The organism is Flagellimonas alvinocaridis (assembly GCF_965248585.1).
GTDB classification, from domain to species: domain Bacteria; phylum Bacteroidota; class Bacteroidia; order Flavobacteriales; family Flavobacteriaceae; genus Flagellimonas; species Flagellimonas alvinocaridis.
In genome coordinates, this window is the sequence record NZ_OZ252111.1 from 760,816 (window position 1) to 786,676 (window position 25,861).

Sequence of the window (25,861 nt, forward strand, 5' to 3'; positions counted from 1 at the left end):
CAACTAAACGTCAGGGCCTTTTAAAAATACTCTAGCTATTATTATTTTGCTTTCTTGTGCCTCACACTCTTGTTTTTGGTCTTGGATTTAGATCCAACCCTAGACATGGCACATCTGAACCCGATGTCGTCCGTGGCCATATATTGAGGCAAATATCTTCGTTGTGCGGGATCCAACCAGAAAGCGCGGTCTCTCCACGAACCTCCTTTGTATACCCGTACCTCATCATTGATCAATGAAGTCCTGTAGTTGGAGGTGTCGTACTGACGGATAAGGTTTCCGGTGGAATCACGCTCTACCTTATGCTTTGGTGAATCGTACATTTTTCTGTTTTCGGATTCATCACTGAACCTTTGGAAGAATCGTGAAGAACCTGGGTCACCATCACGATAACCACGGTTGTCACTATGGTCAAAGTTGGTCCTTAGGTAGGTCTCTTCCTCGCCAACCGGTACTTCCTTGATCTCTCCGGGAAGGTTTACGGCCACGATTTTACCATTAGGTAAGGTGTCATATACGATTTGGTCCTCAAGGATCTCTACTTTTCCATCCTCGCCAATGGCCTTTTTCATGAAGACGTTTCCACGGTAGTAGTTAAAGTCGCTGATCTCGTCATCCACAATGGGACGGTATACATCGGCAACCCACTCGCTTACGTTACCGGCCATGTCGTATAGACCAAAATCGTTGGGTTTGTATGATTTTACTTGGGCGGTGATATCGGCACCGTCGTCGGACCATCCGGCAATACCGCCGTAATCCCCTTTACCTTGCTTAAAGTTGGCCAACTGGTCTCCACGACCTACGCGCTGACCGTTTCGGGTGTAGTCCCCTTCCCAAGGATATTTTTTTCTACCTCTGTAGTTATTGTACTCTCTGGTTCCAACAAGGGCCTGCGCGGCATATTCCCATTCTGTTTCGGTGGGAAGTCTGTACTCGGGCATGATCACCCCGCTACTTCTTTTGGCAAAAGCGTTGATGGAATCCTTCTTTTGTTTTCCTTGCAAGGAGTCTATTTGACCACCATACACGGATTCAGGATTGTTCAAGTAAGCCTCTGTGCTGAACGTACCACCTATTTCGCCATTCAATACCTTGTATTTGGCATCATCTGCCAAAAAGCCTTCTCTTTCCAACATTACCTCGTTGACCCTGTCGGTTCTCCACTCGGCATATTGGGAAGCTTGTACCCAGTTCACACCAACTACGGGATATTCCGCATAAGCCGGGTGTCTTAGGTAGTTGTTGGTCATGGTCTCATTAAAGCCCAATCGGTTTCTCCAGACCAAGGTATCGGGCAATGCCCCTTTATAGATATTGGCGTAGTTGGGATTGTCCGGCGGGTATACCGCTTTAAGGTAATCCAAGTACTCCAAGTACATTACGTTGGTCACCTCGGTTTCATCCATGTAGAACGATTGTACGTGCTGTTGTGTGGGCGTGTTGTTCCAATCGTGCATGATGTCGTCCTGTACCTTTCCTTTTGTAAAGGTTCCACCTTCCACAAAAACGGTTCCCGGAGGAGTTTCCTGCTCTTTGAAATCCGAATTGTATTGAAAACCTCCTTCCTTGGCATTTATTTTCCATCCCGTGGCTCTGGAGACGTTCTTAGAAGAGGATGAAGAGTTTTTACAACTTGAAAAACTTGCCATCACAATAACGGAAGAAAGTACAACTTTGATAAAGTGTTTTTTCATAATTTGGGCTTGAGTACTTTAAGACTTTGGGCATTTTGCCCTAAGCTACTTCAACTTGTTTTGATTTATTTTAATCCTTACAATGGCTTAAAACGGTGTTTTGTCCAGAATATTTTGCATTCATAAAATAATTGTGGCAAAATGGTTGCACATCTTTGCTACACTTTTGTAACGCAGATAGCACAAAAATAGTATGGGTTACCCGAGTTTTAACGGTTTTGAACGATCTGTTGAAGACAAATAATCATTAAATGTATACTTTTGCTCGAAACATTTAGGCAAAAAAAGCATGTATGATTACACGAATTTGTACAAAAAACCGTTTACATGTAATATGTTTAATTGTTAGAAATCTCGAATCTCTTCTAAACACTAAAAAATAAGAATGAAAAAGTTACTATTGGTGGTAGTGTTACTTGCTATGGCCCCCCGATTGAGAGCACAACAAGAAAGGGTTATCACAACAGCAGTTCCATTTTTAACCATTGCCGCGGATGCAAGGGCATCGGGTATGGGAGATATGGGAGTGGCCACATCCGTTGACGCTTATTCACAACAATGGAACCCTGCCAAGTATGCATTTGCCACACAAAAGATTGGTGTTGGAGTCAGTTATACCCCTTACCTGGAGAGCATCGTCAATGATGTTTCGTTATTGAATGCCAATTTCTACAATAAAATCAATGATAGAAGTGCGTTTGCTGTTGGGTTGAGGTATTTTGGTCTGGGTGAGATTGAGCTCAGACAAACCATTGATGAAGACCCAACCTTGGTAAAACCCAATGAGTTTGCCATAGATGGATCATATTCCCTTAAACTGAGCCAGACTTTTTCCATGGCAGTGGGAGGGCGTTTTATTAGCTCAAATCTTAGGTTTCAAGATGGTACACAAGACTCTAAGGCAGCCAATGCTTTTGCCGTTGACATAGCTGGTTTTTATCGTTCAAGAGAGGTTTTTTACAACAGCTTTGATGGACGCTGGAGGGCTGGTTTCAACATTTCCAATATTGGTGGTTCCTTGCAATATGATGAAGGGGGACAAGAAAACTTTTTACCTACCAACCTGAAGTTTGGTGGAGGATTCGATTTCATATTCGATCAAGATAATGTATTGGCGGTCAGCACCGAATTTAACAAGCTATTGGTGCCCACTCCTAGGGATTTTAATGGAGATGGTGTAATTACTTCGGAAGATAATGACGAATACCACAACATCAGTTTCTTTAGCGGTATTTTTGAGTCCTTTGGAGACGCACCGGATGGTTTTAGTGAAGAGCTTAAGGAGATTACATGGTCTTTAGGAGCAGAATATAAGTTCAGGGAAACCTTTATGCTGCGAGGAGGGTATTTTAATGAGAGCGAGGAAAAAGGTTCAAGGAAGTTCTTTACCTTGGGTGCAGGATTTAAGTTTAAGACCGCACAAATAGACTTGTCCTATCTGTTTTCAAATTCGCAGGTCAAGAACCCTCTCGAAAACACCTTGCGTTTTTCACTTACCTTTAATTTTGGGGAAGAGTTTTATAACGATTGATGATCAAATCGCATATCAATATATAAGAAAAACCTGTCCATCGACAGGTTTTCTTATTTTTGGAAAACACGGATTACATCACAATGGAAAGAAAACAGATTGGTTTTGAACTCTTGATTTTTGAGGATGCAAATGAATTGTCACAAAACGAGCAAAAATTGTTGCACACAGCTGAGCAGGCGCGCGAGAATGCATATGCTCCATATTCAAGATTTAAGGTAGGTGCAGCAGTTTTGCTGGAAAATGGAGAGGTGGTCATAGGAAACAATCAGGAGAATGCATCTTACCCTTCAGGCCTATGCGCCGAGCGGGTGGCCGTGTTTCAAGCGGGTGCCAAATATCCCGGAGTGCCTATTAAGGCAGTGGCCATCAGTGCTGCATCGCAAGACCATGTGCTCCAAATGCCGGCTGCTCCTTGTGGAAATTGCAGGCAATCCATCATGGAATATGAACAAAAGCAGAATGCACCTATCGTTCTTTTGTTAAAAGCGGAAAAGGGTCCAGTTTATAAATGTGCATCCATGGCCGATATATTGCCGTTGGCCTTCAACAGTGCATTTTTGAGCGATTCTTAAACCAATACTTTTTCCAAAGCAGATATATATGTATTTTTGCTCCTCCCCAGCACAGGGGAATTTCACATAATTGTATCGTTGATGAAAAAAATCACCAAAGAAGTTTACTTGAAATGGTATGAGGACATGTTGTTCTGGAGAAAATTCGAGGACAAATTGGCCGCAGTTTATATACAACAAAAGGTTAGAGGTTTTCTCCACCTGTACAATGGTCAAGAAGCTGTTTTGGCGGGATCTTTGCACGCCATGGACCTTACCAAGGACAGAATGATCACAGCGTATCGTAACCACGTTCAGCCTATAGGTATGGGAGTTGACCCAAGACGTGTTATGGCAGAATTGTATGGAAAAGTTACCGGAACCTCCAAAGGTATGGGTGGATCTATGCACATATTCTCCAAAGAGCACCGATTCTATGGTGGGCACGGAATTGTAGGGGGTCAGATTCCATTGGGAGCTGGACTTGCCTTTGGCGATAAATATTTCAAAAGAGATTCGGTTACCTTGTGTTATATGGGCGATGGAGCCGTGCGCCAAGGTTCCTTGCACGAAGCGTTCAACTTAGCCATGCTATGGCAATTGCCTGTAGTTTTCATCTGTGAAAACAATGGCTATGCCATGGGAACTTCTGTAGCTAGAACCTCGTACTCAACTGAAATCTGGAAACTGGGATTGGGGTATGAGATGCCTTGTGGTCCCGTGGACGGTATGGATCCAGCTATTGTGGCCAAGGAAGTGGACAAAGCGGTGGAACGTGCTAGAACAGGAGGAGGCCCTACATTCTTGGAAATGAAAACGTATCGCTATCGTGGACATTCCATGTCGGATGCGCAGCACTATAGAACCAAGGAAGAGGTGGAAGAATACAAAAAGATTGATCCGATCACACAAGTAAAGGATATTATTCTTGAAAAAGGATATGCCACTGCAGATGAGATCAAGGCAATCGATAAAAGAGTGAAAGACTTGGTTTCGGAATGTGAGAAATTTGCGGAAGAATCAGATTTTCCACCAAAAGAACAATTGTACGATACAGTTTACGAACAAGAAGACTATCCATTTTTACAACATAAATTATAAGTAGATGGCAGAAGTAATCAACATGCCCAGATTGAGCGACACCATGGAGGAAGGTACTGTGGCAAAGTGGCTCAAGAAAGTAGGGGACAAAGTGGAAGAAGGCGATATTTTGGCCGAAATAGAAACTGATAAGGCCACCATGGAGTTTGAATCCTTTCATGAAGGGACCCTGCTCCACATTGGGATTGAAGAAGGAGATGGTGCGCCGGTTGATTCACTTTTGGCCATTATTGGGGAAGAAGGTGAGGACATTTCTGCCCTGCTCAATGGAGGTGCCGCTCCACAAGAAGAAAAAGCAGCTCCTGAAGCCCAAACCGAGGCCTCCGCACCTGCCCAAACGGCAAGTGAGCCTGCTGCCATACCAGAAGGTGTTGAAATCATTACTATGCCTAGATTGAGCGACACCATGGAGGAAGGTACTGTGGCGAGTTGGTTGAAAAAGGTAGGAGATGCCATTGAAGAAGGCGATATCTTGGCAGAGATTGAAACCGACAAGGCTACCATGGAGTTTGAGTCTTTTTACTCAGGAACCTTATTACATATTGGTATCCAGGAAGGGGAAGGAGCTCCAGTGGATTCACTTTTGGCCATCATTGGCCCAGAAGGAACCGATGTGAATGCGGTATTGAGCGCACAATCCAGTGGAGGTGCCACTGCCAGTGCTCCAAAAGTAGAAGCTCCGCAAGAAGCAAAAGCTGATGAAGCTGTAAAAGAAGAAGTGGTTGCCACACCAAACGGACAACGCATTTTTGCATCTCCCTTGGCCAAGAAAATAGCAGGGGATAAAGGGATTGACCTAGCCAACGTAAAAGGCTCTGGTGATCATGGAAGAATTGTCAAGAAAGATGTAGAGAACTATCAGCCTTCAAAAACAGCCGCACCTGCTGCCGTTGAAAAAGTAGCGGAGGCATCTGCGCCAGTAGTACCTGTAAGCTTGCCTGTTGGAGAGGAAAGTATGGAGGAAGTGAAGAATTCAACCATGCGTAAGGTTATTGCCAAGCGTTTGGGAGAATCTAAATTCTCTGCACCACACTATTATCTTACCATTGAAGTGGATATGGATAATGCCAAGGCTTCACGTGCTCAAATCAATGAGTTGCCAGATACCAAGGTGTCGTTCAACGATATGGTATTGAAAGCTTGTGCCATGGCGTTAAAAAAACATCCTCAGGTGAATACCTCATGGAATGGTGATACTACAATCTACAAACAGCATGTGCATATGGGAGTGGCCGTAGCTGTTGATGAGGGTCTTGTAGTGCCTGTTATCAAGTTTGCCGACCAACTTTCATTGACCCAACTTGGGACTGCAGTAAAGGATTTGGCTGGTAGGGCTCGAAACAAAAAAATCAAACCAGATGAAATGGAAGGAAGCACGTTCACCGTCTCCAACTTGGGAATGTTCGGGATATTGGAATTTACCTCCATTATCAATCAGCCCAATTCGGCCATTCTATCCGTAGGGGCTATTGTGGATAAGCCAGTGGTAAAGAATGGAGCCATTGTGGCAGGTAGTACTATGAAAATTACTTTGGCTTGCGATCACAGAACCGTGGACGGAGCCACAGGGGCACAGTTCTTACAGACGCTTAGGGCTTATCTGGAAAACCCTGTGACCATGTTGGCATAGTGTATTAAAATCACACCTATATAAGAAGCATCCTTTTAAGGATGCTTTTTTTATCTTTAGAAAATTCAAAAAACGAAAACAATGAAATCCATTTTATACACTCTTTTATCTCTATTCGTATTGAGTTGTGGTTCAACCCGAGTACAGGAAACCACCACTTTGGTTTCTTCTGCTTCAAGAACAAGTGCGGCGGCATCTACGGAACCGATGACTGCTTCGTCCAAAAAAGGTTCAGATACCTTTTCCAATGCCGATAGGATTGGGTCGATTATGAACTATCTGGCCTCGGACGAGTTGAAAGGACGTGATTCTGGAAGCGAAGGCATTGAAATGGCTGCAAAATATATTGAAGATTACTTCAAATCCAATGGAGTGGCACCTTATTTTGAATCGTACCGAGATACCCTTACCAATTTTAAGGATCCTTCGTATAATATTGTGGGGATTGTGGAAGGCAACGACCCAAATTTGAAAGGAGAGTATATTCTGATTGGTGCCCATTACGATCATATCGGGACCATAGCCCCAGAGAATGGAGATTATATTGCCAATGGAGCTAATGATAATGCTTCGGGAACAACTTCCGTAATGGAATTGGCGCGATATTTCGGCACTAAGAAAAGCAACAAACGAAGTCTGATTTTCGCACTCTTCAGTGCAGAGGAAAAAGGATTATTGGGGTCTGAGCATCTGGCCAAGAAATTGAAGGAGCAGAATCTGAACCTGTATGCCATGCTCAATTTTGAAATGACCGGGGTGCCTTTGGTGGGGAAGGATTATTTCATGTATATCACGGGTTATGACAACTCTAATCTTGCCGAGGTGTGCAATACCTACGCTAAGGAGAATCTAGTGGGATTTTTGCCGACGGCCAAGGAATACAATCTCTTTCAGCGATCAGATAATTATCCATTCCACAAAGAGTTTGGAGTGCCTTCCCATACATTTTGCACGTTTGATTTTACCAACTTTGGCCATTATCATAAAGTAGGGGATGAAGTGGATATCATGGATTTTGAACACATGGCCACCTTGGTGAACAAGTCCATTCCCTTTCTGGAGGGAATTGCCAACGCACCAACACAAGAAATACAAGTAACCAAGTAATTTAAAACGGTCACCTCGAGCGCAGTCGAGAGGTCTTGCTTATGGCAAACATTATCATTACAGGAACAAGTAGGGGAATTGGTTTTGAATTGGTCAAATTGTTTGCCCAAGAAGGGCATCAGGTATTGGCACTGTCCAGAAATGCCCAACCCATAACCGATTTAAAACTTTCCAATGTCCATGCCTTTTCCTTTGATTTGGGAAACCCATCGGATTTTGATAAAGTGGATGAGTTCCTAAAACAGTGGGAATCCGTGGACGTTCTTATCAACAATGCCGGACGTCTGTTGAATAAATCTTTTTTGGAAATCACTTCAGACGAATTTGAATCCGTTTACAAAGTAAATGTGTTCGGTGTAGCCGAGATGACCAAAAAAGTACTCCCCAAGATGGGTAAAACGGGTCATGTGGTCACGGTGAGTTCTATGGGTGGGGTGCAGGGCAGTGTGAAATTTCCCGGATTGTCGGCCTATAGCTCCAGTAAGGGGGCGGTCATTACCCTGACCGAGCTTTGGGCCGAAGAGTTTAAAGAAACCGGGCCAAGCTTTAATGTGCTGGCCTTGGGTGCCGTTCAGACCGAGATGCTGGAAGAAGCCTTCCCGGGCTACCAAGCCCCAGTTACTGCATTGGAAATGGCTTTGTACATCAAGGATTTTTCCCTCAACGGACAAAAAATGTACAACGGAAAGTTGTTGCAGGTAAGCAATAGCACACCTTAATGGGAAGGATTCTTTTAGAATTGTCTTTTGAGATATCTGAGGTCTCTGGCAAACCTGTAAATTTGTCTCAGTGGAAACCACCCTTCAAAAATACCTTCCAGAACGAGCTGTGACTCCTTGTTTTGAGTTGATCAAAACCTATGGGGTGCACCTTAAGATTGTAAACCATAGGGTTACCCGCCATGGGGATTATCGTAGAATGCCCAATGGGCTTCATCAAATTACGGTGAATGCCTCGCTCAATAAATACCGGTTTCTGATTACGCTCGTCCACGAGATAGCGCATTTGGTCGCCTTTGAAACGTACGGTCGCCGAATAAAACCCCATGGCATGGAGTGGAAACGTACCTTTCAGCATTTAATGATTCCATTTATTAGACCAGAGGTGTTCCCATCGCAGTTGTTGCCCATTATTGCCCATCACTTTAAAAGCCCAAAGGCCAGCAGTAGTACAGATGCCCGTTTGTCCGTTGCCCTCAAGACGTTTGATATAGAGGAACGGAAGCATAGTTATGTATATGAGTTGCCCTTGGGTAGTGTTTTTAGGCTCTACAATGGCCGATTGTTTAAAAAGGGAAAGAAAAAAGTAAAGCGGTACGAGTGCGTGGAAATAGCTACGGGCCGATTATATTTGTTTCAACCAAACGCAGAGGTCGAATTGGTAGAATAATTGTCACCTTAAACGGAGTTGAGAGGTAAACAATAACTCCAAATTGAGCTTTTTTAGATAAAAGAAAGTAACGTCATTTCGAAATGAGCAAAGCGATTGAGAAATCTCGATTTGATTGTTTCTTAGATTTCTCACATACGTTCGAAATGACAACGCGAAATAAATTAAAATGAACAAGAACTATTATGCAGTTTTAATGGCCGGAGGTGTAGGGTCACGGTTTTGGCCTGTAAGTACAACAGCAAACCCCAAACAGTTTCACGACATGTTGGGCTCGGGAAAGACCTTGATCCAGAAAACCTTTGATCGCTTGAACCGGTTTATACCTACCGAAAATATTCTGATATTGACCAACGAGCGATACAACGACTTAGTTTTAGAACAGTTGCCAAAGGTAAAACCAGAACAGGTGGTTTTAGAGCCTGCAATGCGTAATACAGCTCCTTGTATTCTCTATGCTTCCTTGAAAATCCAAAAGATGAACCCCAATGCGGTGATGATCGTGGCGCCCAGTGACCATTGGATTGAAGACGAGGGAGCCTTTGAAGAAGATGTTACCGCCTGTTTTGAAAAATGTGAAAAAGAAAAAGTACTCTGCACCTTGGGAATTCAACCTACATTTCCAAACACCGGTTTTGGATATATCGAATTTGAAAAGGGTAATGACCAAAAACTGAAAAAGGTGTCCCAATTCAGGGAGAAGCCTGATTATGAAACGGCCAAGGAGTTTTTGGACCTAGGCAATTTTCTATGGAATGCCGGTATTTTTATGTGGAGTGCCCAAACCATTGTGGATGCCTTTAAGGAATATCAGCCTAGCCAATACAAGTTGTTTGCAGACGGAGTTTCTGTTTACAATACCGATTTAGAGAAGGATTTTATACAAGAAAACTACGCCAAGGCAGAAAACATATCCATAGATTATGCTATCTTGGAACAATCCAAATCCATATATACTTTACCGGCCACTTTTGATTGGAACGACCTAGGTACTTGGGGAGCTCTCTATGATAAATTGGATAAGGACAATGCCAATAATGCCGTGGTCAATGCTAAGACCCTTTTGGAGAATGCCAGGGGAAATATGATTCGTTCCCCAAAGGGGAAAATTGTTGTGGTTGATGGACTGGAAGATTATATCATAGTGGATAAGGAAGAAGTACTGTTGATTTATCCCAAGGGAAAACAGCAGGACATTAAAAAAGTACTGGAACAAGTCAAGGAAAAGTTTGGAGATCAGTTTACGTAATTTATGGAGGAAAATCAATTTGCAGGTGTTACACCCCCACAGCATGATAGTGGTGAGGATGTAAAAAAGGATTTTAAAGGATTATTGGGAAGTGTCCGGAAGTTCCTGTCTGAACTTTTGGAGATTCGGACGAATACGGATGCTGTGGCCACCAAGGAGTCCATTATTGCAGATATTCCTTTTAAGGGGCACACCTCATGGATTTTAATCTGTTCCATTTTTATAGCCTCCATTGGGTTGAATGCCAACTCTACAGCTGTGGTAATCGGAGCCATGTTAATTTCTCCCTTGATGGGTCCCATTTTAGGGATGGGCATGTCCTTGGCCATCAATGATATTGATACCCTGCGAAGATCGTTGAAAAACTTTACCGTAATGGTGGTGTTGAGTGTGATTACGGCCTTTCTATTCTTCTATCTTTTTCCGCTACGGGACGAATCTTCTGAGCTGTTGGCCCGTACCAAACCGGATATTCGAGATGTGCTGATTGCCTTCTTTGGTGGATTGGCCTTGGTCATCGCACGGGCCAAAAAAGGCACCATAGCTAGTGTGATATTTGGGGTGGCCATTGCCACGGCACTTATGCCACCCTTGTGTACTGTAGGTTTTGGTCTGGCCATCGGTAAACCTTGGTACGCCGCTGGGGCCATGTATCTTTTTATCATCAATACCATATTTATTGGTCTGGCCACTTTTTTGGTCATCAAATTTTTACGGTTTCCGATGGTGCGCTATGCCAATTCCCAAAGACGGAGGTTTATCGCCAGAGTGGCTTCCATCACTGGTATTTTGGTGATGATCCCAGCAGGATTTACATTTTATCAAGTATTTCAAGAGTCCCTTTTCACCAAACAGGCCCAAGAATTTTTGCGGGAAACCATAGAGGTGTATCAATTTAATGGTGCTGGAAGGTATGTGGACAATTTGACCAAATTGGAATACAATGATGGAGAGGCACCTTTGATAGAGTTGGTCTGTATGGGTGACGAGCTTATTCCAGAAAATGTGGTGAACACTTGGAGGACCCAAAAAAGCCAATATTCCAGACTTAAGGATGCCGAGTTGCACATTATTCAAGGAGGTAAGGATGATTCCCAGGAGAAGTTCAATTATGTAAGTGAACTCTACGAGAAAAACAAGGCCGAGTTGTTGAACAAGGATGAGCAAATTCGATTGTTGGAGGAAGAAGTGGCCAGTTTAACCCGAAATGTTGGAAAGCAGATTCCCTTTAGGGAAATCAGTGCCGAGGCTAAAGCCAACTACGAAAACATAACAGGGCTTGGCTTCTCATATCAGATACGGACAGATTTCAACAAATTGGATACCATCCCCGTGTTTGAGGTACAATGGAAAAATGCAGTGGCAAATTCCCAAAAGGAGGCGGACACCAAGAAAATATTGACTTGGTTAAAGCTGAGACTCCAAGATTCGACCCTTGTGATTAAAGAGGTAGACTAAAAGTTACTCTTTGAAAAGCATGCCTGATCCCGGCACATCATTTTTTCCGTTCCATGCCGGAAACCAAAAATGCGCAGTGGCTCCTTCGTCATCGGCATCAAAATCATAATAGCCCACACCTAAACGTAAGGATGACCATGGACCTCCATGCATTTTGTTTAGATACGCTACAGGTATGGCCACTTCCATTTGGGCGCCTGTTTCGGTCTTTCTTACCACTGATTTGACGCCCTCAGGGAGTAAATCTTCACGATAGATAGGGTCATTTTCCTTGAAAGTTCTTAGTAGTGCAAACCAATCCTTTCCTCTGCCTGAACCACCATTAAAGGCACTTGCTTGAAGAGGTCTTGCATCCAAACCAATCAAAATGGCATCTTGGGCCGAATGGGAGGCTTCTTCATCAATATAAAGGTCATTGTCCTTAAGGTCAACGGCCACATAAAAGTGGTCATCGTCATAGGTGGTGGCAAATTTCATTTCAAAATCTGATGCGCCATCAAAATCAAAAGGAGCGCCATCCATCTGCTTCACAGAGTTCCAATCCGCTTCGGACCACTCCTTTAAATTACCGTCCAGCTTCACTTTTTTGGCTTTCCCAACATGATACTTGTAAAAGGGCAGATAATTTAAAGTGGATGAAAATTCCACATTGGGCTTTTCCTCGAACAAGTAGGTGATATCAACCTCAATCTGCATGGTGGAAAGATCCTCCAATGTTTTTTGGTCAACATTTTGAATGGTCAAATCCAAAACGGTAACATCGTTGGGTTCCACGATGATATCGGTTTGTTCAAATTGATAGCGTAGGTCATCATTGGAAATGCCTTTAAGCTGTACCCGCATCCGAGTATCGGAATTGTTGGTGGCCCGAACTTTTCCAACCATATTTTTCGCATGTTGGTCATCAACATAAACAGGCTCTATTTTAACGGGAAAGGGTTGGTTCCTGACGAGGTCCACCAATTCTTCGGTAACCACATTTTCGTCCCAAATGCCATCCAAGAATAGATTGGCGAGGATAGGGCCCTCTTCGGTCATAGTGACCCAGACCACGTGGTCAAATTCGCCATAAGCCTTGCCCCTCAACGCGCTGCCCCCACCTGTTGTGGCCAAGGCTATATATTTCCCGTTGTTTCTTTGTGTTTTCCAATACCGGTGGTAGTGCCCTGCAAACACGTTATGGGGTCTGTCTTGGAGCAATTCCTCCACATCGTTCCATCTCTTGGTATCTTCTTGAACCCACAAGGGTTGGTGCAAGAAGGTAAGGGTCCATTTTACGTCCTTATTTTCTTCAAGGACTTTTTTTATGTATTCATACTGTTCATTATCTATGGTGCCTTTACCGGCTCCACGAATATTATCTTCTGAATTCAGGCAGAGAAAGAGAACATCCTTATACACGAAATGATAGTAGGATACCCCGAACATTTCTTTCCATTTTTTCTCCATTACCTCGTTGGTGATATCGTGGTTGCCCGGCACGTAAAAGAAAGGAGCCTCCAATTGGGAAATAAAGCCATTAAACTCCTTCCATTCTTGGTTTAATCGTACCGTATCTCTAGTATATCCTTCAATCAAATCGCCAACGCTCATCACGAATTCGGGTTGTAAGAGATTGAGCTTTTTTACCCCTGTTGGGAAAACTCCCGGCCTGTGTCCACCTGTACGATCTGTAACTATGGCAAATTGAAATTGCTCCGGTGAAGCGTTCCAATCAATATGGTTCCAGGGTTTCTGCTGGGTGGGAATATCAATATAAATGGTAGACTTGTCTTGGGCCACAGAAATTGAAACTGATAAAAGGACTAGAAAAAGGAGTGTAAAACGAGGCATGGTTGGTTTTTTTTTGAAAGTTGATAATTTTCAGTCAATAAAAGCCACCTGCACAAATTAAGGTTAGGTTAAGATTGTGGGAGCCAGATCCGATACCAGATGTCTGACATCTGAAGAACTAGTTACGTTCCTCCAAATACATTTGTCGCACTTTTTTAAAGAGTTCTGAAGAGTAGACAAAGTCGGTGACCGCCTTGTTGTCTGTCTTGAAGATTTCCTTGTTGGTGCCTTCCCACTCTTTGTAACCGTCCTTTAAAAAAAGGATTTTTTCCCCGATTTCCATCACGGAATTCATATCGTGGGTGTTTATGATGGTGGTAATATTGTATTCTTGAGTGATTTCCTGGATCAGATTGTCTATTAGGATGGCTGTTTTAGGGTCCAGTCCTGAGTTGGGTTCGTCACAGAACAGGTACTTGGGGTTCATGACGATGGCCCTGGCAATGGCCACCCTTTTTTGCATCCCCCCAGAAATTTCGGAAGGGTACCTTTCGTGGGCATCAATGAGGTTTACCCTTTTCAATACAAAATCTACACGCTCCTGCATCTCGGCCTTGGATTGTTTGGTGAACATTTCCAAAGGAAACATGACATTGCCTTCCACGGTCATGGAATCGAACAGGGCACTTCCTTGGAATACCATGCCCATTTCCTGTCGAAGGTCTCGTTTCTCATTCATGGTGAGGTCAGAGTATATGCGACCGTTGTAGCAGATTCTCCCTTCTTCAGGTTCAAAAAGGCCTAAAAGGCATTTTAGGAAAACTGTTTTTCCTGAACCACTCTGCCCGATGATCAAGTTGGTTTTGCCTTGTTCAAAACGGGTAGTTATCCCTTTTAAAACATGGTTGTCGCCAAACGATTTGTGGATATTGTCTACTTCGATCATCAGCCTAGGAGCAATTGTGTTAGAACATAATTCAAGATAATAATGACCACACTGGTCCAAACAAATGAGGTTGTACTGGCTTTGCCCACTTCCAAAGCACCGCCCTTCATGTAAAACCCATGGTACGAGGGCAAGGTGGCAATTACAAAGGAAAACACAACGGTCTTTATAAAGGCATACGTAACGTGGAACGAATCAAAATCCAGCTGCAACCCTTTTATAAACTCACCACTGGGGGCATATCCGCCGAAAACTGCGGCGACCCATCCACCCAAGATGCCAACAAACATAGAAATGGCAACCGCAAAGGGGTACATGAGCATGGCAATGATCTTGGGAAACACCAAATAGTTCAAAGAATTGACCCCCATGACATCCAGAGCATCTATCTGCTCCGTTACTCGCATGGTACCAATACTGGAGGTGATATATGAACCCACTTTACCGGCCATAATGATGGAGGTGAAGGTTGGGGCAAACTCCAAAAGCACAGATTGTCGTGTTGCAAATCCAATAAGACTTTTGGGTAAAAACGGACTGTTCAGGTTCAAAGCAGTCTGGATGGTAACCACCCCTCCAATAAAGAAGGAAATAAAAATGATGATGCCCATGGAGCCATAGATGAGTTCATCGATTTCCTTTAGGATCAGGGTCCTCATGATGGACCACTTGGTAGGCTTTTTAAACACTTCACGTATCATGATGAAGTATTTCCCGATCGCTTCAAGGTAGTTCATGTGCTAAAAAATAGACTTACGGCCATAAAAATAAGAATATTGTTAAGCTTTTAACCTTGAATTAAAATTTTAAAGAATATAAATGAATAGTTTTGTATCCGTTTGAAACAAAATCCATGAAAAAAACCAACCTTGTTCTCGTACTGCTGATGCTATGCATTAGTGGGATATCCTTCGGTCAACGCAAAAAGAAAAACAATGATGAAATTATGGCTGCCGTGCAGCCAACGGCCATTGCGCAATCGCCAAAACTGGTAGTGGGAATCGTCGTGGACCAAATGCGGTACGACTATCTTACCCGATTTTGGGACCAATATGGTGAAGGAGGTTTTAAGCGGTTGGTGAACCAAGGATTTAATTGCAAGAACCATCATTTTAACTATGCACCTACCAGTACGGGCCCAGGACATGCTTCGGTATATACTGGGACTACTCCGGCTACCCATGGTATTATTGGTAATGCTTGGTACGATAAAACAACAGGGGAAGAGGTCTATTGTGCAGGGGATAACAACTACCAATCGGTGGGTACTTCATCGGATGCCGGTCAAATGTCACCCCACAGAATGCTTACCACTACGGTGACCGACCAATTGCGATTACATACACAACAACGAGGCAAGGTCGTTGCCGTAGCCTTAAAAGATAGGGGAGCGGTGCTTCCAGGAGGACACATGGCCAATGCTGCATATTGGTTTGAAGGGGGAGAACAAGGAAACTGGATTACAAGTTCATACTATATGGACGCTCTGCCCCAGTGGGTAAATGATTTTAATGCCTCGGATGTAGTTGAGTCGTACAAAAAACCATGGGAAACTTTGAAGCCCATTGAAACCTATGTGCAGAGTGGAACCGATGATAACGTTTACGAAGGAAAGATTGATGGAGAGACCAATACAAAGTTTCCCCACGATCTTCCAAAGCTTTGGGAAGACAATGGTAAGTTTGGGTTGCTCAGGGTAACGCCCTTTGGCAATAGTATTACAGCAGATTTTGCCCTAGCGGCCTTGGAAGGTGAAAATCTGGGTGCGGATGCCATTACCGATTTCTTGGCCATCAGTTTTTCCAGTACGGATTATGTAGGACATTTTTTTGGTGTGAATTCCAAGGAAATCCAAGACACCTACCTGCGCTTGGACCGAGATTTGGCACGCTTGTTTGCTACCTTGGATGAAAAAGTGGGAGTTGGTGAGTATACCGTTTTCTTGACGGCAGACCATGCAGCAATCCATGTGCCTGCCTATTTGGAAGATCAAAAGATTCCTGCCGGATATTTGGATATGGAAGGCATGCGCGAAAAGCTCATGGAGTTTTTAAAGTATAAATTTGGAACCACCGATGTTGTAAAAAACATCTCCAATTACCAATTGTTTTTGGATCATACGGTTTTGGAAAACCTAGATATTGATTTGGACGATGCGGAAGAGATCATTGCCCAAGAAGTATTGGGTTATGATGGTATTCAACAAGTGTATACAGGCCACCAGATGTGGCAGGGCAATTACACCCAAGGTATTCCCTATATTTTACAGAACGGTTATAACCAAAAACGTTCTGGAGATGTCCTTATGGTAACTAGACCTGGTTTTGCTTCCTATGGAAGAACAGGGTCTACCCATGGTTCACCACATATTTATGATACCCATGCGCCTTTGTTGCTCTATGGAAAGGGTATTAAACAAGGCAGTACCGTAAACCGTACCGAAATACCGGATATAGCCCCTACCATTGCATCCCTTTTGGGCATTGCGTTCCCTAACGGGACCACGGGCAAGCCGATTGGGGAGGTTTTAAAGTAATTTCTCTCTGATCAAGTTCCAACGATACTTTCGGATAAAGGAGCCTTCTTCTTTGGAAACATAGCGCTTTTGCCGTTGGAAGAATGCCTTTAAGTAGCCTAACAGCGTTTGAAGGTACAATTTGGGGCTTTTGGCCTGCCAAGCCATTTTAAGTGCAGCTAATTTGGCTAGTACAATGCCATAGCGCATTCTGTATAGGGCTTCACCCTTGGCCTGATAATTTTTAGTGCTGTACCCATGTCCGGTGGGGCGTAGGTGTTTTACTTGGAGTTCAGGAATAGTTTGGGTTTCAAAACCGTGGTATTGGGCCAAAAGCACATCAACAGTATCCCATCCCACACCAGGTCGGAGGCCGTCAATTTTATCAAAACAGGCCTTGTGGTATAGTTTTATGGGGCCACGGATGTGGGATTTGTCAGCAATGTTCTCATAGACCCACTTGCTCTTTTTTTTAATGTAGAGTAAGCCAGAGCACATACCCAATTGCCAGTTGGACTGGAATTGGTTTAAAATAGATTCAAAATAGGTGGGGGGCAAGATGATGTCTGCATCAAACTTGCCAATCAAGTTGTAATCTGAAGCATGTCGTAGTCCAAAGTTGAACGTGTCCACCACTTTTTTTCCGGGGATATGTTCGTCTGTTGATTTTCGCTGAACCACTTTTATCCATGGATGTTTTTTAGCATAATCGGAAGCAATGGCATGGGTATTATCCGAAGAATTATCATCAACAATGATAACCTCATCAGGAATATGGGTCTGTGCCACAAAAGAATCTAAACAACCTTCAAGATAAGCTGCTTCGTTATGGGCAGGAATGATAATGCTGATTCGCATTTGCTAAAATTCCAAAAAACAATCCATAAATCCCAGAAGAACTTGTTGAGATTCCAACTAGTCAATACCGATATGCAATAGCGTTGATGTTCATTCCGGCGCCTACGCTTGCAAATAGCACCACATCCCCTTCTTTTAGTTGATGATCGGATAGTTTTCCTTTCAAGACCAAGTCATAAAGTGTAGGGACCGTGGCCACAGAACTATTCCCTAATTTGTGAATGCTCATGGGCATAATGTTTATGGGGGCTTCTTGACCATAGAGTCTGTAAAACCGTTTTATTATGGCTTCGTCCATTTTTTCATTGGCTTGATGGATGAAGATTTTTTTGACCTGATCTATATTAACCCCACTTTTGTCCAGACAATCCTTCATGGCTTGGGGAACATGGGAACAGGCAAATTCATATATTTTTCGGCCGTACATTTTTATGAATCGTGTATCCTTACAGCCTTTTGCGGAATTGGTTTTGTCAAAATAAAGATAGTAGGCTTCCTCATTGGCGTACGTGACGGAAGCATGGGACAGAATTTCCCCAGAAGTATCGGAAGCTTCAATAATAGAGGCACCTGCACCATCTGAAAAAATCATACTATCCCTATCGTGGGGGTCAATGACCCGGGAAAGGGTTTCTCCTCCAATCACCAAACACTTTTTGGCCATTCCGCTTTTGATGAAAGCTGTCGCCTGAATTACACCTTCAATCCAACCGGGGCAACCAAAAATTAGGTCATAGGCCACACATCTTGGATTGTTGATTTTAAGGAGATGTTTTACCCTGGTTGCCAAGCTTGGGAGTGTGTCACCTTGTATTTTTCCATAGGTCATATCACCGAAATTGTGGGCAAAAATGATATAATCCAGTGTTTCTTTGTCAATATTGGCATCCGTCAAGGCTTTCTCGGCGGCCAGAAAACCTAAATCGGAAGTTTTTAGATTAGGTTCGGCATACCTGCGTTCGCCAATTCCTGTAATGGCTTGAAACTTTTCAATGATGGTGCCATTGTCCTGATGGAACGATGAGCCATCCAACTCCAAAAATTCATGTTCCAAAAAATCTTCATTTTTGGTGATTAGGGATGGGATATAACTTCCTGTTCCGGTGATGCCAATCTTCATGATGAGGTTTTAGTAGCATACAAATTAGGCATGATGCAGCAGTAATGCTATGCACGCATAACAAAGAGTACGATGTCCAAGGCGTTCTTTTTAAGGGGAGTATATAAAAAAAGCCCTGACTTGCTTTGAGTGTCAGGGCTTTTTGTCAATGGATACAGTACTTTTTATACTTCGGCATAGGCCTCTATTGGTGCACAGGTACACATTAAATTACGATCCCCAAAAGCTTCATCGGTCCTTCGTATGCTTGGCCAAAACTTATTTTCAGCCACATAGGGCAATGGAAAAGCAGCTTGTTGCCTAGAGTAGGGGAACTCCCAAACATCATTGGTGATCATGCCCAAGGTGTGAGGGGCATTTTTCAAAACATTGTTAGGGTTATCCGCACTGGCTTCGTCAATTTCTTGGCGAATGGATAGCAAGGCATCACAAAACCTGTCCAATTCAGCGAGACTTTCACTCTCGGTAGGTTCAATCATCAGGGTTCCAGCCACCGGAAATGAAACTGTAGGGGCATGGAATCCATAATCAATCAATCTTTTGGCAATATCGGTTACTTCAATGCCATTGGCCTTGAAGGGTCTACAATCAATGATCATTTCGTGTGCAGCTCTTCCCCTTTCTCCGGTATACAAGACATCGAACTTGCCTTTTAGGCGGTCTTTGATGTAATTGGCATTGAGGATAGCGGCTTTGGTGGCATTGGTTAAACCTTCGGCTCCCAGCATTTTAATATATCCATAGGAAATCAAACAAGCCAAAGCACTGCCCCAAGGTGCTGCTGAAATGGCAGTTATGGGGTTATTGCCGCCAGTTTCAACGACGGGATTTGAAGGCAAAAAAGGTTTTAACTGCTCCGCAACACATATAGGGCCAACACCAGGACCTCCACCGCCATGTGGAATGGCAAAAGTTTTATGCAGGTTAAGGTGGCAAACATCCGCACCAATGGTGGCTGGATTGGTTAGACCAACTTGAGCGTTCATGTTTGCACCGTCCATGTATACTTGCCCTCCATTTTCATGAATCAAATGGGTGATATGTTTTATGGACGATTCAAAAACACCATGGGTGGATGGATAGGTAACCATCAAGGCAGCCAAGTTTTCGGAATGTTGTTGCACTTTTTCTTCAAGGTCGGCAACATCTATATTTCCTTTTTCATCGGTTTTGGTAACCACCACCTCCATACCAGCCATTACAGCCGAAGCTGGGTTGGTTCCGTGTGCTGATGCAGGGATAAGGCAAATATTTCGATGTCCTTCCCCTCGCGACTCGTGATAAGCACGAATCACCATGAGGCCCGCATATTCCCCTTGGGCTCCTGAGTTGGGTTGAAGTGACGTAGCGGCAAAGCCGGTAATCGTATTCAATTGGGATTCCAATGCCTTGAGCATTTCTTGATATCCTTGTGCTTGCTTTAAGGGTACAAATGGGTGAATATTGCCCCAATGAGCCCAACTTAGGGGAAGCATTTCGGAAGCGGCATTCAGCTTCATGGTACAACTTCCCAAGGAAATCATGGAATGGTTCAAAGCCAAATCCTTGCGTTCCAATTTTTTGATGTAGCGCATCAATTCGGTTTCTGAATGATAGCTATTGAAAACCTCGTGCTCCAAAAAAGGCTTCTTACGTTTAAGAGTTTCCGGAATGATACCTTCTGCGGAAACAGGTTCGGCATTATGGGTTTTTATTCCGTGGGCATCCGCAAAACAAAGCGCCAAAGTTTTCAGGTCATCTTCGGAAACAGCTTCATTCAATGAAATGGAAACGGTATCGGTATCAATATAATTTAGGTTGATACCATGACCTTCCGTGATTTCCCTTAATGCAATGCTATTGCCCACTTTAACCTTTATGGTATCAAAATAACAGGAATTGAGTTGTTCAAATCCATACGATTCCAAAATCTTGGCCAGTTGCGCTGCCTGGGCATGAACCTTGGAAGCTATATATTTCAATCCGTTGGGTCCATGGTAAACGGCATACATTCCAGCCATAACGGCCAATAATACTTGAGCCGTACAGATGTTGGATGTGGCCTTGTCTCTTTTAATATGCTGTTCCCGTGTTTGAAGGGCCATTCTAAGTGCAGGGTTGCCATCGGTATCCTTTGTGATTCCAATGATTCTACCGGGAATGTTTCTTTTGTATTCTTCCTTGGTGGCGAAGAAGGCTGCGTGTGGGCCACCGTATCCCAGTGGAATACCAAAACGTTGGGTGGTGCCTACGACAACATCAACACCCCATTCACCGGGAGGAGTAAGGAGTACCAAACTCAAGATATCGGCAGCAACGGCAACTTTTATATCGTTGTCCTTGGCATTTTGAACAAATCCCGCATAATCGTTCACTTGTCCGGATTTGCCCGGATATTGAAGAATGGCTCCATAAAAATCTTCGGAGAAACCAAAGGTTTCATGATTGCCAGCCACTAATTCTATACCCAACGGAATAGCCCGTGTCTTGAGCAAGCTCAGGGTTTGCGGTAGAATCTCTTCAGAAACAAAAAACTTTACGGCCCCATCCTTTTTTTGTTGTCTGGAACGGAGTTCAAACAACATGGTCATGGCTTCCGCTGCCGCTGTACTTTCATCCAAAAGAGAGGCGTTGGCCAACTCCATTCCAGTAAGATCACTGACCATGGTCTGAAAGTTCAACAGAGCTTCCAATCGCCCTTGGGCTATCTCGGCCTGGTATGGGGTGTAAGCGGTGTACCATCCCGGGTTTTCCAAGATGTTCCTTTTGATTGCCGAAGGGGTAAGGGATTCATGATATCCCAACCCAATATAAGTTTTAAAAATTTGGTTCTTTTCAGACAGTCTTTGGATATGCCCCAAAAACTCATGTTCGCTGATTCCTTTGGGAAGATTTAGGGTTTCCTTCAGCTTAATGTCATCTGGAATGGTTTCATAAATTAACTGTTCCATATTATCGACCCCAATGGTTCCAAACATTTTGGAGAGGTCTTTTTCTGCTATGCCAATATGTCTGGCGGCAAATACTTCTGTATTCATGTTCAATCCAATAAAGTGCACAAAATTAGGGATTAATTCAATGAAAATAGGCAATTTTGAAAGTGGCCCTGCCAAAGTTGTTAACCATTGGTTAACGTTTGTTCCTGGGACTATTATTTTATACAATGAGAGGCTTAAAACCAATCTTTGATTTTTATCTGGACGCCAGTATCCATGTAGCTCTTTCGGTGATTTCACTTATGGGAATCACATTTTATCTTTTAGGGATGTCCTGGGACGGTACGCTCATGGGGTTTACTTTTTTTAGCGTTATTGTTTGTTACAACTTTATAAAATACGGGGTAGAGGCCTACAAATACCTGATTGTTTCCAATGCTTATCACAGGGGTATTCAGGCCTTCAGCTTTGTGTCCTTTGGTTTTGCGATGTACTTTTTACTTCAATTGGATTCTAAAATATGGGAAACTACCTTGATTTTAGGGGTGATTTCCGCATTATATGCGGTGCCATTACTTCCCAACATGAAAAATTTAAGGAGTTTGGGAGGGTTCAAGATTTTTATTGTGGCCTTGGTATGGGTAGGTTTTACAGTACTATTACCTGTTATGGATGCTAAAGTATCTTTGGATTGGGATATCTGGGTTTTGTTTCTGCAACGTTTTATTTTAGTGGTGGTGTTGATTTTACCCTTTGAAATCAGGGATCTAAAATGGGACCATAAAGATTTAAGGACTTTACCACAGGTTTTAGGGGTGAAGAAAACCCAAAGACTGGGAGTAATCCTTGCCATTACTTTCTTTTTGCTGACCTTTTTAAGGGATGAAGTCAACCCTAAAGAAATTGGGTTAAGATTGGCAATGACCTTTGTTTTAATTTTTATCCTTGCCTCGCAAAGGAGAATCATGAAACGGTACTTTGCATCATTTTGGATAGAAGGTATTCCAGTGATGTGGTTGGCTCTTTTTTGGATAGTGGATATATTCCTTTAGAGTCGCTTTTCCAAATCCTTCTTCATACATTCTTTATCCTCTTCAGAAAGAACATTTAGTTCGGCTTTATCGCATAAGGAAGTAAGCGTGCCGTTCTGTTTTGAATATTTTGCACAGGCCTTGCAATACAGAATATGTATGCGAAGCTTCAGGATTTCCCAAAAGCTAGCTTCCTTGTACTGCGATTTTGTACAGATATGTGACGCCTCTTCACATGAAATCTTCATAACTAAAACCAATTATCATTTAAACAACCCATAAGTGCCGTTCTTGCTCTGTGGATCATCACCCACAAGTTGGACGGATTAATGTCCAGTTCATTACAAATATCTTCTGTACTCATCCCTTGGATGGTTTTCATCTGAAAAACCTGGGCCTGTTTGCGAGGTAGTTTGGAAATACACTCTTGGATGGCAAATCCCAGTTCTTCGTTTTCCAGAACGTTATCGCCATCTTGGCTAAATGGGTCGGCCACTTGTTCTTCCAACCAGTCTCCCTCGGCATCAGAATCAGAACTATAGCTCACCCGTACCTCTGCCTTTCCTTTTTTTGAATTGATCTTGCGGTAATGGTCAATGACTTTGCGTTTCAAAATGGCAATCAACCAAGTGCGTTCTGCAGCATCACCTTTATAATTTTTAGCTGAGTTTAGTCCGGCAAAAAAAGTTTCCTGAACCAGATCCTTGGCAATTTCTGCATCGCTTACCCGCGCAACGGCGTAATTGAACAGATAATCTGCATAGTGGTCTACCCAATTCTCAGGATGAAGTCTGTGTTCGGCCATAGTTTGTTTGAAGTATCAAAAGTAATGGATTTTGTCCAATGATCTTACAGATAATCTATTGCAAAACATCCAAAAGAAAATTGTTGATGGTAATTGAGCCATCCCTTTAATCCAAGATGAACTAAAAACGATACTATGGGAAATTAACCAACCTTTTTTATCAAACCGGCTCTTTCCAGCAAAGCATCAATTTTTGGTTCGGATCCCCTAAAACGTTTGTACAGTTCCATGGGATTCTCTGTGCCTCCTTTAGAAAGCACATGTTCCTTGAAGCTATTCGCAATTTCTTTGTTGAAAATGCCTTTTTCCTTGAAATAAGCAAAGGCATCCGCATCCAAAACTTCAGCCCACTTGTAGCTGTAATACCCTGAAGAATATCCTCCTTGAAAAATATGGGAAAAAGAAGTGCTCATGCAGGTTTCAGGGGTATCGGGGAACAGGGCTGTACTTTCAAAAGCCTTTGTTTCGTAATCTTTTACGTCTTTGATGCTCGATGGGTCCGAACCGTGCCATGCCATGTCCAAGAAACCAAAACTTAATTGGCGAATGGTGGCCATGCCTTCTTGAAAAGTGGCAGATTCCTTTATTTTTTCAACCAATTCCATGGGAATGAGCTCTCCTGTCTCATAATGGAAGGCAAAAAGCTCCAAGGCCTCTTTTTCATAGCACCAATTCTCCATTACCTGACTGGGGAGTTCCACAAAATCCCAATACACGGAAGTTCCCGAAAGACCAGGATAGATCGTGTTGGCCAACATCCCATGAAGGGCATGTCCAAACTCATGGAACAAAGTGGTCACCTCATTGAAGGTAAGCAACGAAGGTTTTGAAGAAGTTGGCTTCGTAAAATTACATACGTTGGAGACATGGGGGCGGCTATTTTTGCCGTTGTGAGTGTACTGCGGCTTGTACGAGGTCATCCAAGCCCCACCACGTTTCCCGGGACGGGGATGGAAATCGGCATAGAAAAGTGAAACAAAATTGCCTGAATCATCATAAACCTCATAGGTCTTTACCTCATCATGGTATTTGTCCACATTAAAAACCTCCTTGAAGGTTAGTCCGAAAAGTTTTTCAGCAACTTGAAAAACCCCACTGATTACATTTTCAAGCTTAAAATAGGGTTTCAATTTTTCATCGTCCAAATTGAACAGTTTCTGCTTTAATTTTTCAGAGTAGTACGCGCTGTCCCATTTTTCCAAATGGTCAATGCCATCCAATTCTTTGGCAAAGGCCTCCAACTCTACAAACTCCCTCTCGGCGGCAGGCTTGGCCTTCTCCAAAAGTTCATTCAAGAACTCCAACACCTTTTCAGGAGTTTCCGCCATACGTTCCTCCAGCACAAAATGGGCATGGGTGGGATAACCCAATAGGTTGGCACGTTCATGACGAAGGGCGACAATTTGCAGCACATTTTCTTGATTGTCCAATGCATCATTATGGAATCCTTTACTGCCAAAGGCCAGAGACAGTTCCTTGCGCAACGCCCTATTTTCGGCATATTTCATAAAAAGAATATAGCTGGGATAATCCAAGGTGATGAGCCAGCCCTCCTTGTTTTTAGATTGCGCCAACTGGGCGGCCGCTTCCTTTGCGCCTTCAGGAAGACCTTTTAAATCTTCTTCGTTGGACAGCAACATTTCATATTTGTTGGTTTCGGCCAGTACATTTTCACCGAATTTCAGTTTTAACTTGGAAAGTTCGGCATCAATTTCCCGAAGCCTCTTTTTATCCGCTTCGTTGAGGTTTGCTCCGTTTCTGCTGAAACTTTTATAGCGTTTTTCCAACAAGGTCTGTTGCTCAGGGGTCAGGGAAAGGTTCTCCCGTTGCCCATACACCGTTTTGATACGAGCAAAAAGTGCTTGATTCAAAGTAATGTCGTTGCTGAAATCTGACAATAAAGGAGACACCTCCTGCGCTATTTTTTGGATTTCCTCATTGGTCTCTGCGGAGTTCAGGTTGAAAAAAACACTGGATACCCTGTCCAACTGCTGTCCTGAAAAATCCAAAGCTTCCAAAGTGTTTTCAAAGGTGGGCGCTTCAGGGTTTTCCACTATGGTATCAATTTCTTTTTTGGCACTTTCAATAGCCTCCAAGAAGGCAGGCTTAAAATGTTCGTTCTTGATCTTTGAAAATGGAGCTTGATCAAAGGGCTCCAAGAGAGGATTATTATTGGGCATTT

21 protein-coding genes are annotated in these 25,861 nt (G+C 43.2%); 11 read left to right on the forward strand and 10 right to left on the reverse strand.

Annotated elements, in window-relative coordinates; genetic code table 11:
• Nucleotides 1-41: 41 nt before the first annotated feature.
• Nucleotides 42-1,697 carry a gliding motility lipoprotein GldJ gene (gene gldJ / locus ACP14V_RS03385; protein ID WP_272609357.1) on the reverse strand — a complete coding sequence of 552 codons (1,656 nt, stop codon included), beginning with the start codon at nt 1,695-1,697 and terminating at the stop codon, nt 42-44.
• Between the two features lie 385 nt (nt 1,698-2,082).
• Here gldJ and porV point away from each other — a divergent pair, with 385 nt between their 5' ends.
• From porV to ACP14V_RS03430, 9 genes are all read left to right on the forward strand, one after another.
• Complete coding sequence (porV, locus tag ACP14V_RS03390) at nt 2,083-3,228, forward strand: type IX secretion system outer membrane channel protein PorV (protein WP_136565565.1); 1,146 nt, start codon at nt 2,083-2,085, stop codon at nt 3,226-3,228.
• 83 nt (nt 3,229-3,311) lie between these two features.
• Nucleotides 3,312-3,803, forward strand: a complete 492-nt coding sequence (gene cdd / locus ACP14V_RS03395; protein ID WP_272609358.1) for a cytidine deaminase — start codon at nt 3,312-3,314, stop codon at nt 3,801-3,803.
• An 81-nt stretch (nt 3,804-3,884) separates the two neighbouring features.
• Nucleotides 3,885-4,883 carry a pyruvate dehydrogenase (acetyl-transferring) E1 component subunit alpha gene (gene pdhA / locus ACP14V_RS03400; RefSeq protein WP_136565567.1) on the forward strand — a complete coding sequence of 333 codons (999 nt, stop codon included), beginning with the start codon at nt 3,885-3,887 and terminating at the stop codon, nt 4,881-4,883.
• 4 nt (nt 4,884-4,887) lie between these two features.
• Nucleotides 4,888-6,513: a pyruvate dehydrogenase complex dihydrolipoamide acetyltransferase gene (locus ACP14V_RS03405; protein WP_272609359.1), complete on the forward strand. Its 1,626-nt coding sequence runs from the start codon at nt 4,888-4,890 to the stop codon at nt 6,511-6,513.
• An 81-nt stretch (nt 6,514-6,594) separates the two neighbouring features.
• A complete protein-coding gene (locus ACP14V_RS03410; RefSeq protein WP_272609360.1) occupies nt 6,595-7,620 on the forward strand; it encodes a M28 family metallopeptidase in 1,026 nt (341 codons plus the stop codon).
• A 41-nt stretch (nt 7,621-7,661) separates the two neighbouring features.
• Nucleotides 7,662-8,339, forward strand: coding sequence for an SDR family NAD(P)-dependent oxidoreductase (locus ACP14V_RS03415; RefSeq protein WP_272609361.1), 678 nt, complete (start codon nt 7,662-7,664; stop codon nt 8,337-8,339).
• 70 nt (nt 8,340-8,409) lie between these two features.
• On the forward strand, nt 8,410-9,009 hold the full coding sequence (locus tag ACP14V_RS03420; RefSeq protein ID WP_272609362.1) for a SprT-like domain-containing protein: 600 nt from the start codon (nt 8,410-8,412) through the stop codon (nt 9,007-9,009).
• Nucleotides 9,010-9,178: 169 nt separating this feature from the next.
• On the forward strand, nt 9,179-10,258 hold the full coding sequence (locus ACP14V_RS03425; protein WP_272609363.1) for a mannose-1-phosphate guanylyltransferase: 1,080 nt from the start codon (nt 9,179-9,181) through the stop codon (nt 10,256-10,258).
• A gap of 3 nt (nt 10,259-10,261) precedes the next feature.
• Nucleotides 10,262-11,716 (forward strand): DUF389 domain-containing protein, encoded by a 1,455-nt coding sequence (locus tag ACP14V_RS03430; RefSeq protein WP_424987843.1) that lies wholly within the window; start codon nt 10,262-10,264, stop codon nt 11,714-11,716.
• Nucleotides 11,717-11,719: 3 nt separating this feature from the next.
• Here ACP14V_RS03430 and ACP14V_RS03435 read toward each other — a convergent pair whose 3' ends face one another.
• The 3 genes from ACP14V_RS03435 to ACP14V_RS03445 all read right to left on the reverse strand — a co-directional run bounded on the left by ACP14V_RS03435 (nt 11,720) and on the right by ACP14V_RS03445 (nt 15,172).
• Nucleotides 11,720-13,549, reverse strand: coding sequence for a metallophosphoesterase (locus ACP14V_RS03435; protein ID WP_272609365.1), 1,830 nt, complete (start codon nt 13,547-13,549; stop codon nt 11,720-11,722).
• A gap of 118 nt (nt 13,550-13,667) precedes the next feature.
• A complete protein-coding gene (locus ACP14V_RS03440; protein WP_136565574.1) occupies nt 13,668-14,435 on the reverse strand; it encodes an ABC transporter ATP-binding protein in 768 nt (255 codons plus the stop codon).
• Nucleotides 14,435-15,172, reverse strand: coding sequence for an MlaE family ABC transporter permease (locus tag ACP14V_RS03445; protein ID WP_136565575.1), 738 nt, complete (start codon nt 15,170-15,172; stop codon nt 14,435-14,437). Before ACP14V_RS03445 ends, ACP14V_RS03440 begins: the two co-directional genes overlap by 1 nt.
• A 116-nt stretch (nt 15,173-15,288) precedes the next feature.
• Here ACP14V_RS03445 and pafA point away from each other — a divergent pair, with 116 nt between their 5' ends.
• Nucleotides 15,289-16,971 (forward strand): alkaline phosphatase PafA, encoded by a 1,683-nt coding sequence (gene pafA, locus ACP14V_RS03450; RefSeq protein WP_272609366.1) that lies wholly within the window; start codon nt 15,289-15,291, stop codon nt 16,969-16,971.
• Here pafA and ACP14V_RS03455 read toward each other — a convergent pair.
• From ACP14V_RS03455 to gcvP, 3 genes are all read right to left on the reverse strand, one after another.
• Nucleotides 16,963-17,808 (reverse strand): glycosyltransferase family 2 protein, encoded by an 846-nt coding sequence (locus tag ACP14V_RS03455; RefSeq protein WP_272609367.1) that lies wholly within the window; start codon nt 17,806-17,808, stop codon nt 16,963-16,965. The two genes, pafA and ACP14V_RS03455, sit on opposite strands and share 9 nt — an antisense overlap.
• Nucleotides 17,809-17,869: 61 nt before the next feature.
• On the reverse strand, nt 17,870-18,928 hold the full coding sequence (locus tag ACP14V_RS03460; protein ID WP_272609368.1) for a 3-oxoacyl-ACP synthase III family protein: 1,059 nt from the start codon (nt 18,926-18,928) through the stop codon (nt 17,870-17,872).
• Between the two features lie 164 nt (nt 18,929-19,092).
• Entirely contained in the window at nt 19,093-21,945 is a 2,853-nt protein-coding gene (gene gcvP, locus ACP14V_RS03465) for an aminomethyl-transferring glycine dehydrogenase (protein ID WP_272609369.1), read from the reverse strand.
• 125 nt (nt 21,946-22,070) lie between these two features.
• On the opposite strand from gcvP, the gene ACP14V_RS03470 reads away from it, so the two are divergent.
• Nucleotides 22,071-22,895 carry a hypothetical protein gene (locus ACP14V_RS03470; protein WP_272609370.1) on the forward strand — a complete coding sequence of 275 codons (825 nt, stop codon included), beginning with the start codon at nt 22,071-22,073 and terminating at the stop codon, nt 22,893-22,895.
• Here ACP14V_RS03470 and ACP14V_RS03475 read toward each other — a convergent pair.
• From ACP14V_RS03475 to ACP14V_RS03485, 3 genes are all read right to left on the reverse strand, one after another.
• Nucleotides 22,892-23,122, reverse strand: a complete 231-nt coding sequence (locus ACP14V_RS03475) for a hypothetical protein (RefSeq protein WP_136565583.1) — start codon at nt 23,120-23,122, stop codon at nt 22,892-22,894. The two genes, ACP14V_RS03470 and ACP14V_RS03475, sit on opposite strands and share 4 nt — an antisense overlap.
• A 2-nt stretch (nt 23,123-23,124) precedes the next feature.
• On the reverse strand, nt 23,125-23,679 hold the full coding sequence (locus ACP14V_RS03480) for a sigma-70 family RNA polymerase sigma factor (protein ID WP_272609371.1): 555 nt from the start codon (nt 23,677-23,679) through the stop codon (nt 23,125-23,127).
• A 143-nt stretch (nt 23,680-23,822) separates the two neighbouring features.
• Complete coding sequence (locus ACP14V_RS03485) at nt 23,823-25,859, reverse strand: M3 family metallopeptidase (protein ID WP_272609372.1); 2,037 nt, start codon at nt 25,857-25,859, stop codon at nt 23,823-23,825.
• Between the last annotated feature and the right edge of the window lie 2 nt (nt 25,860-25,861).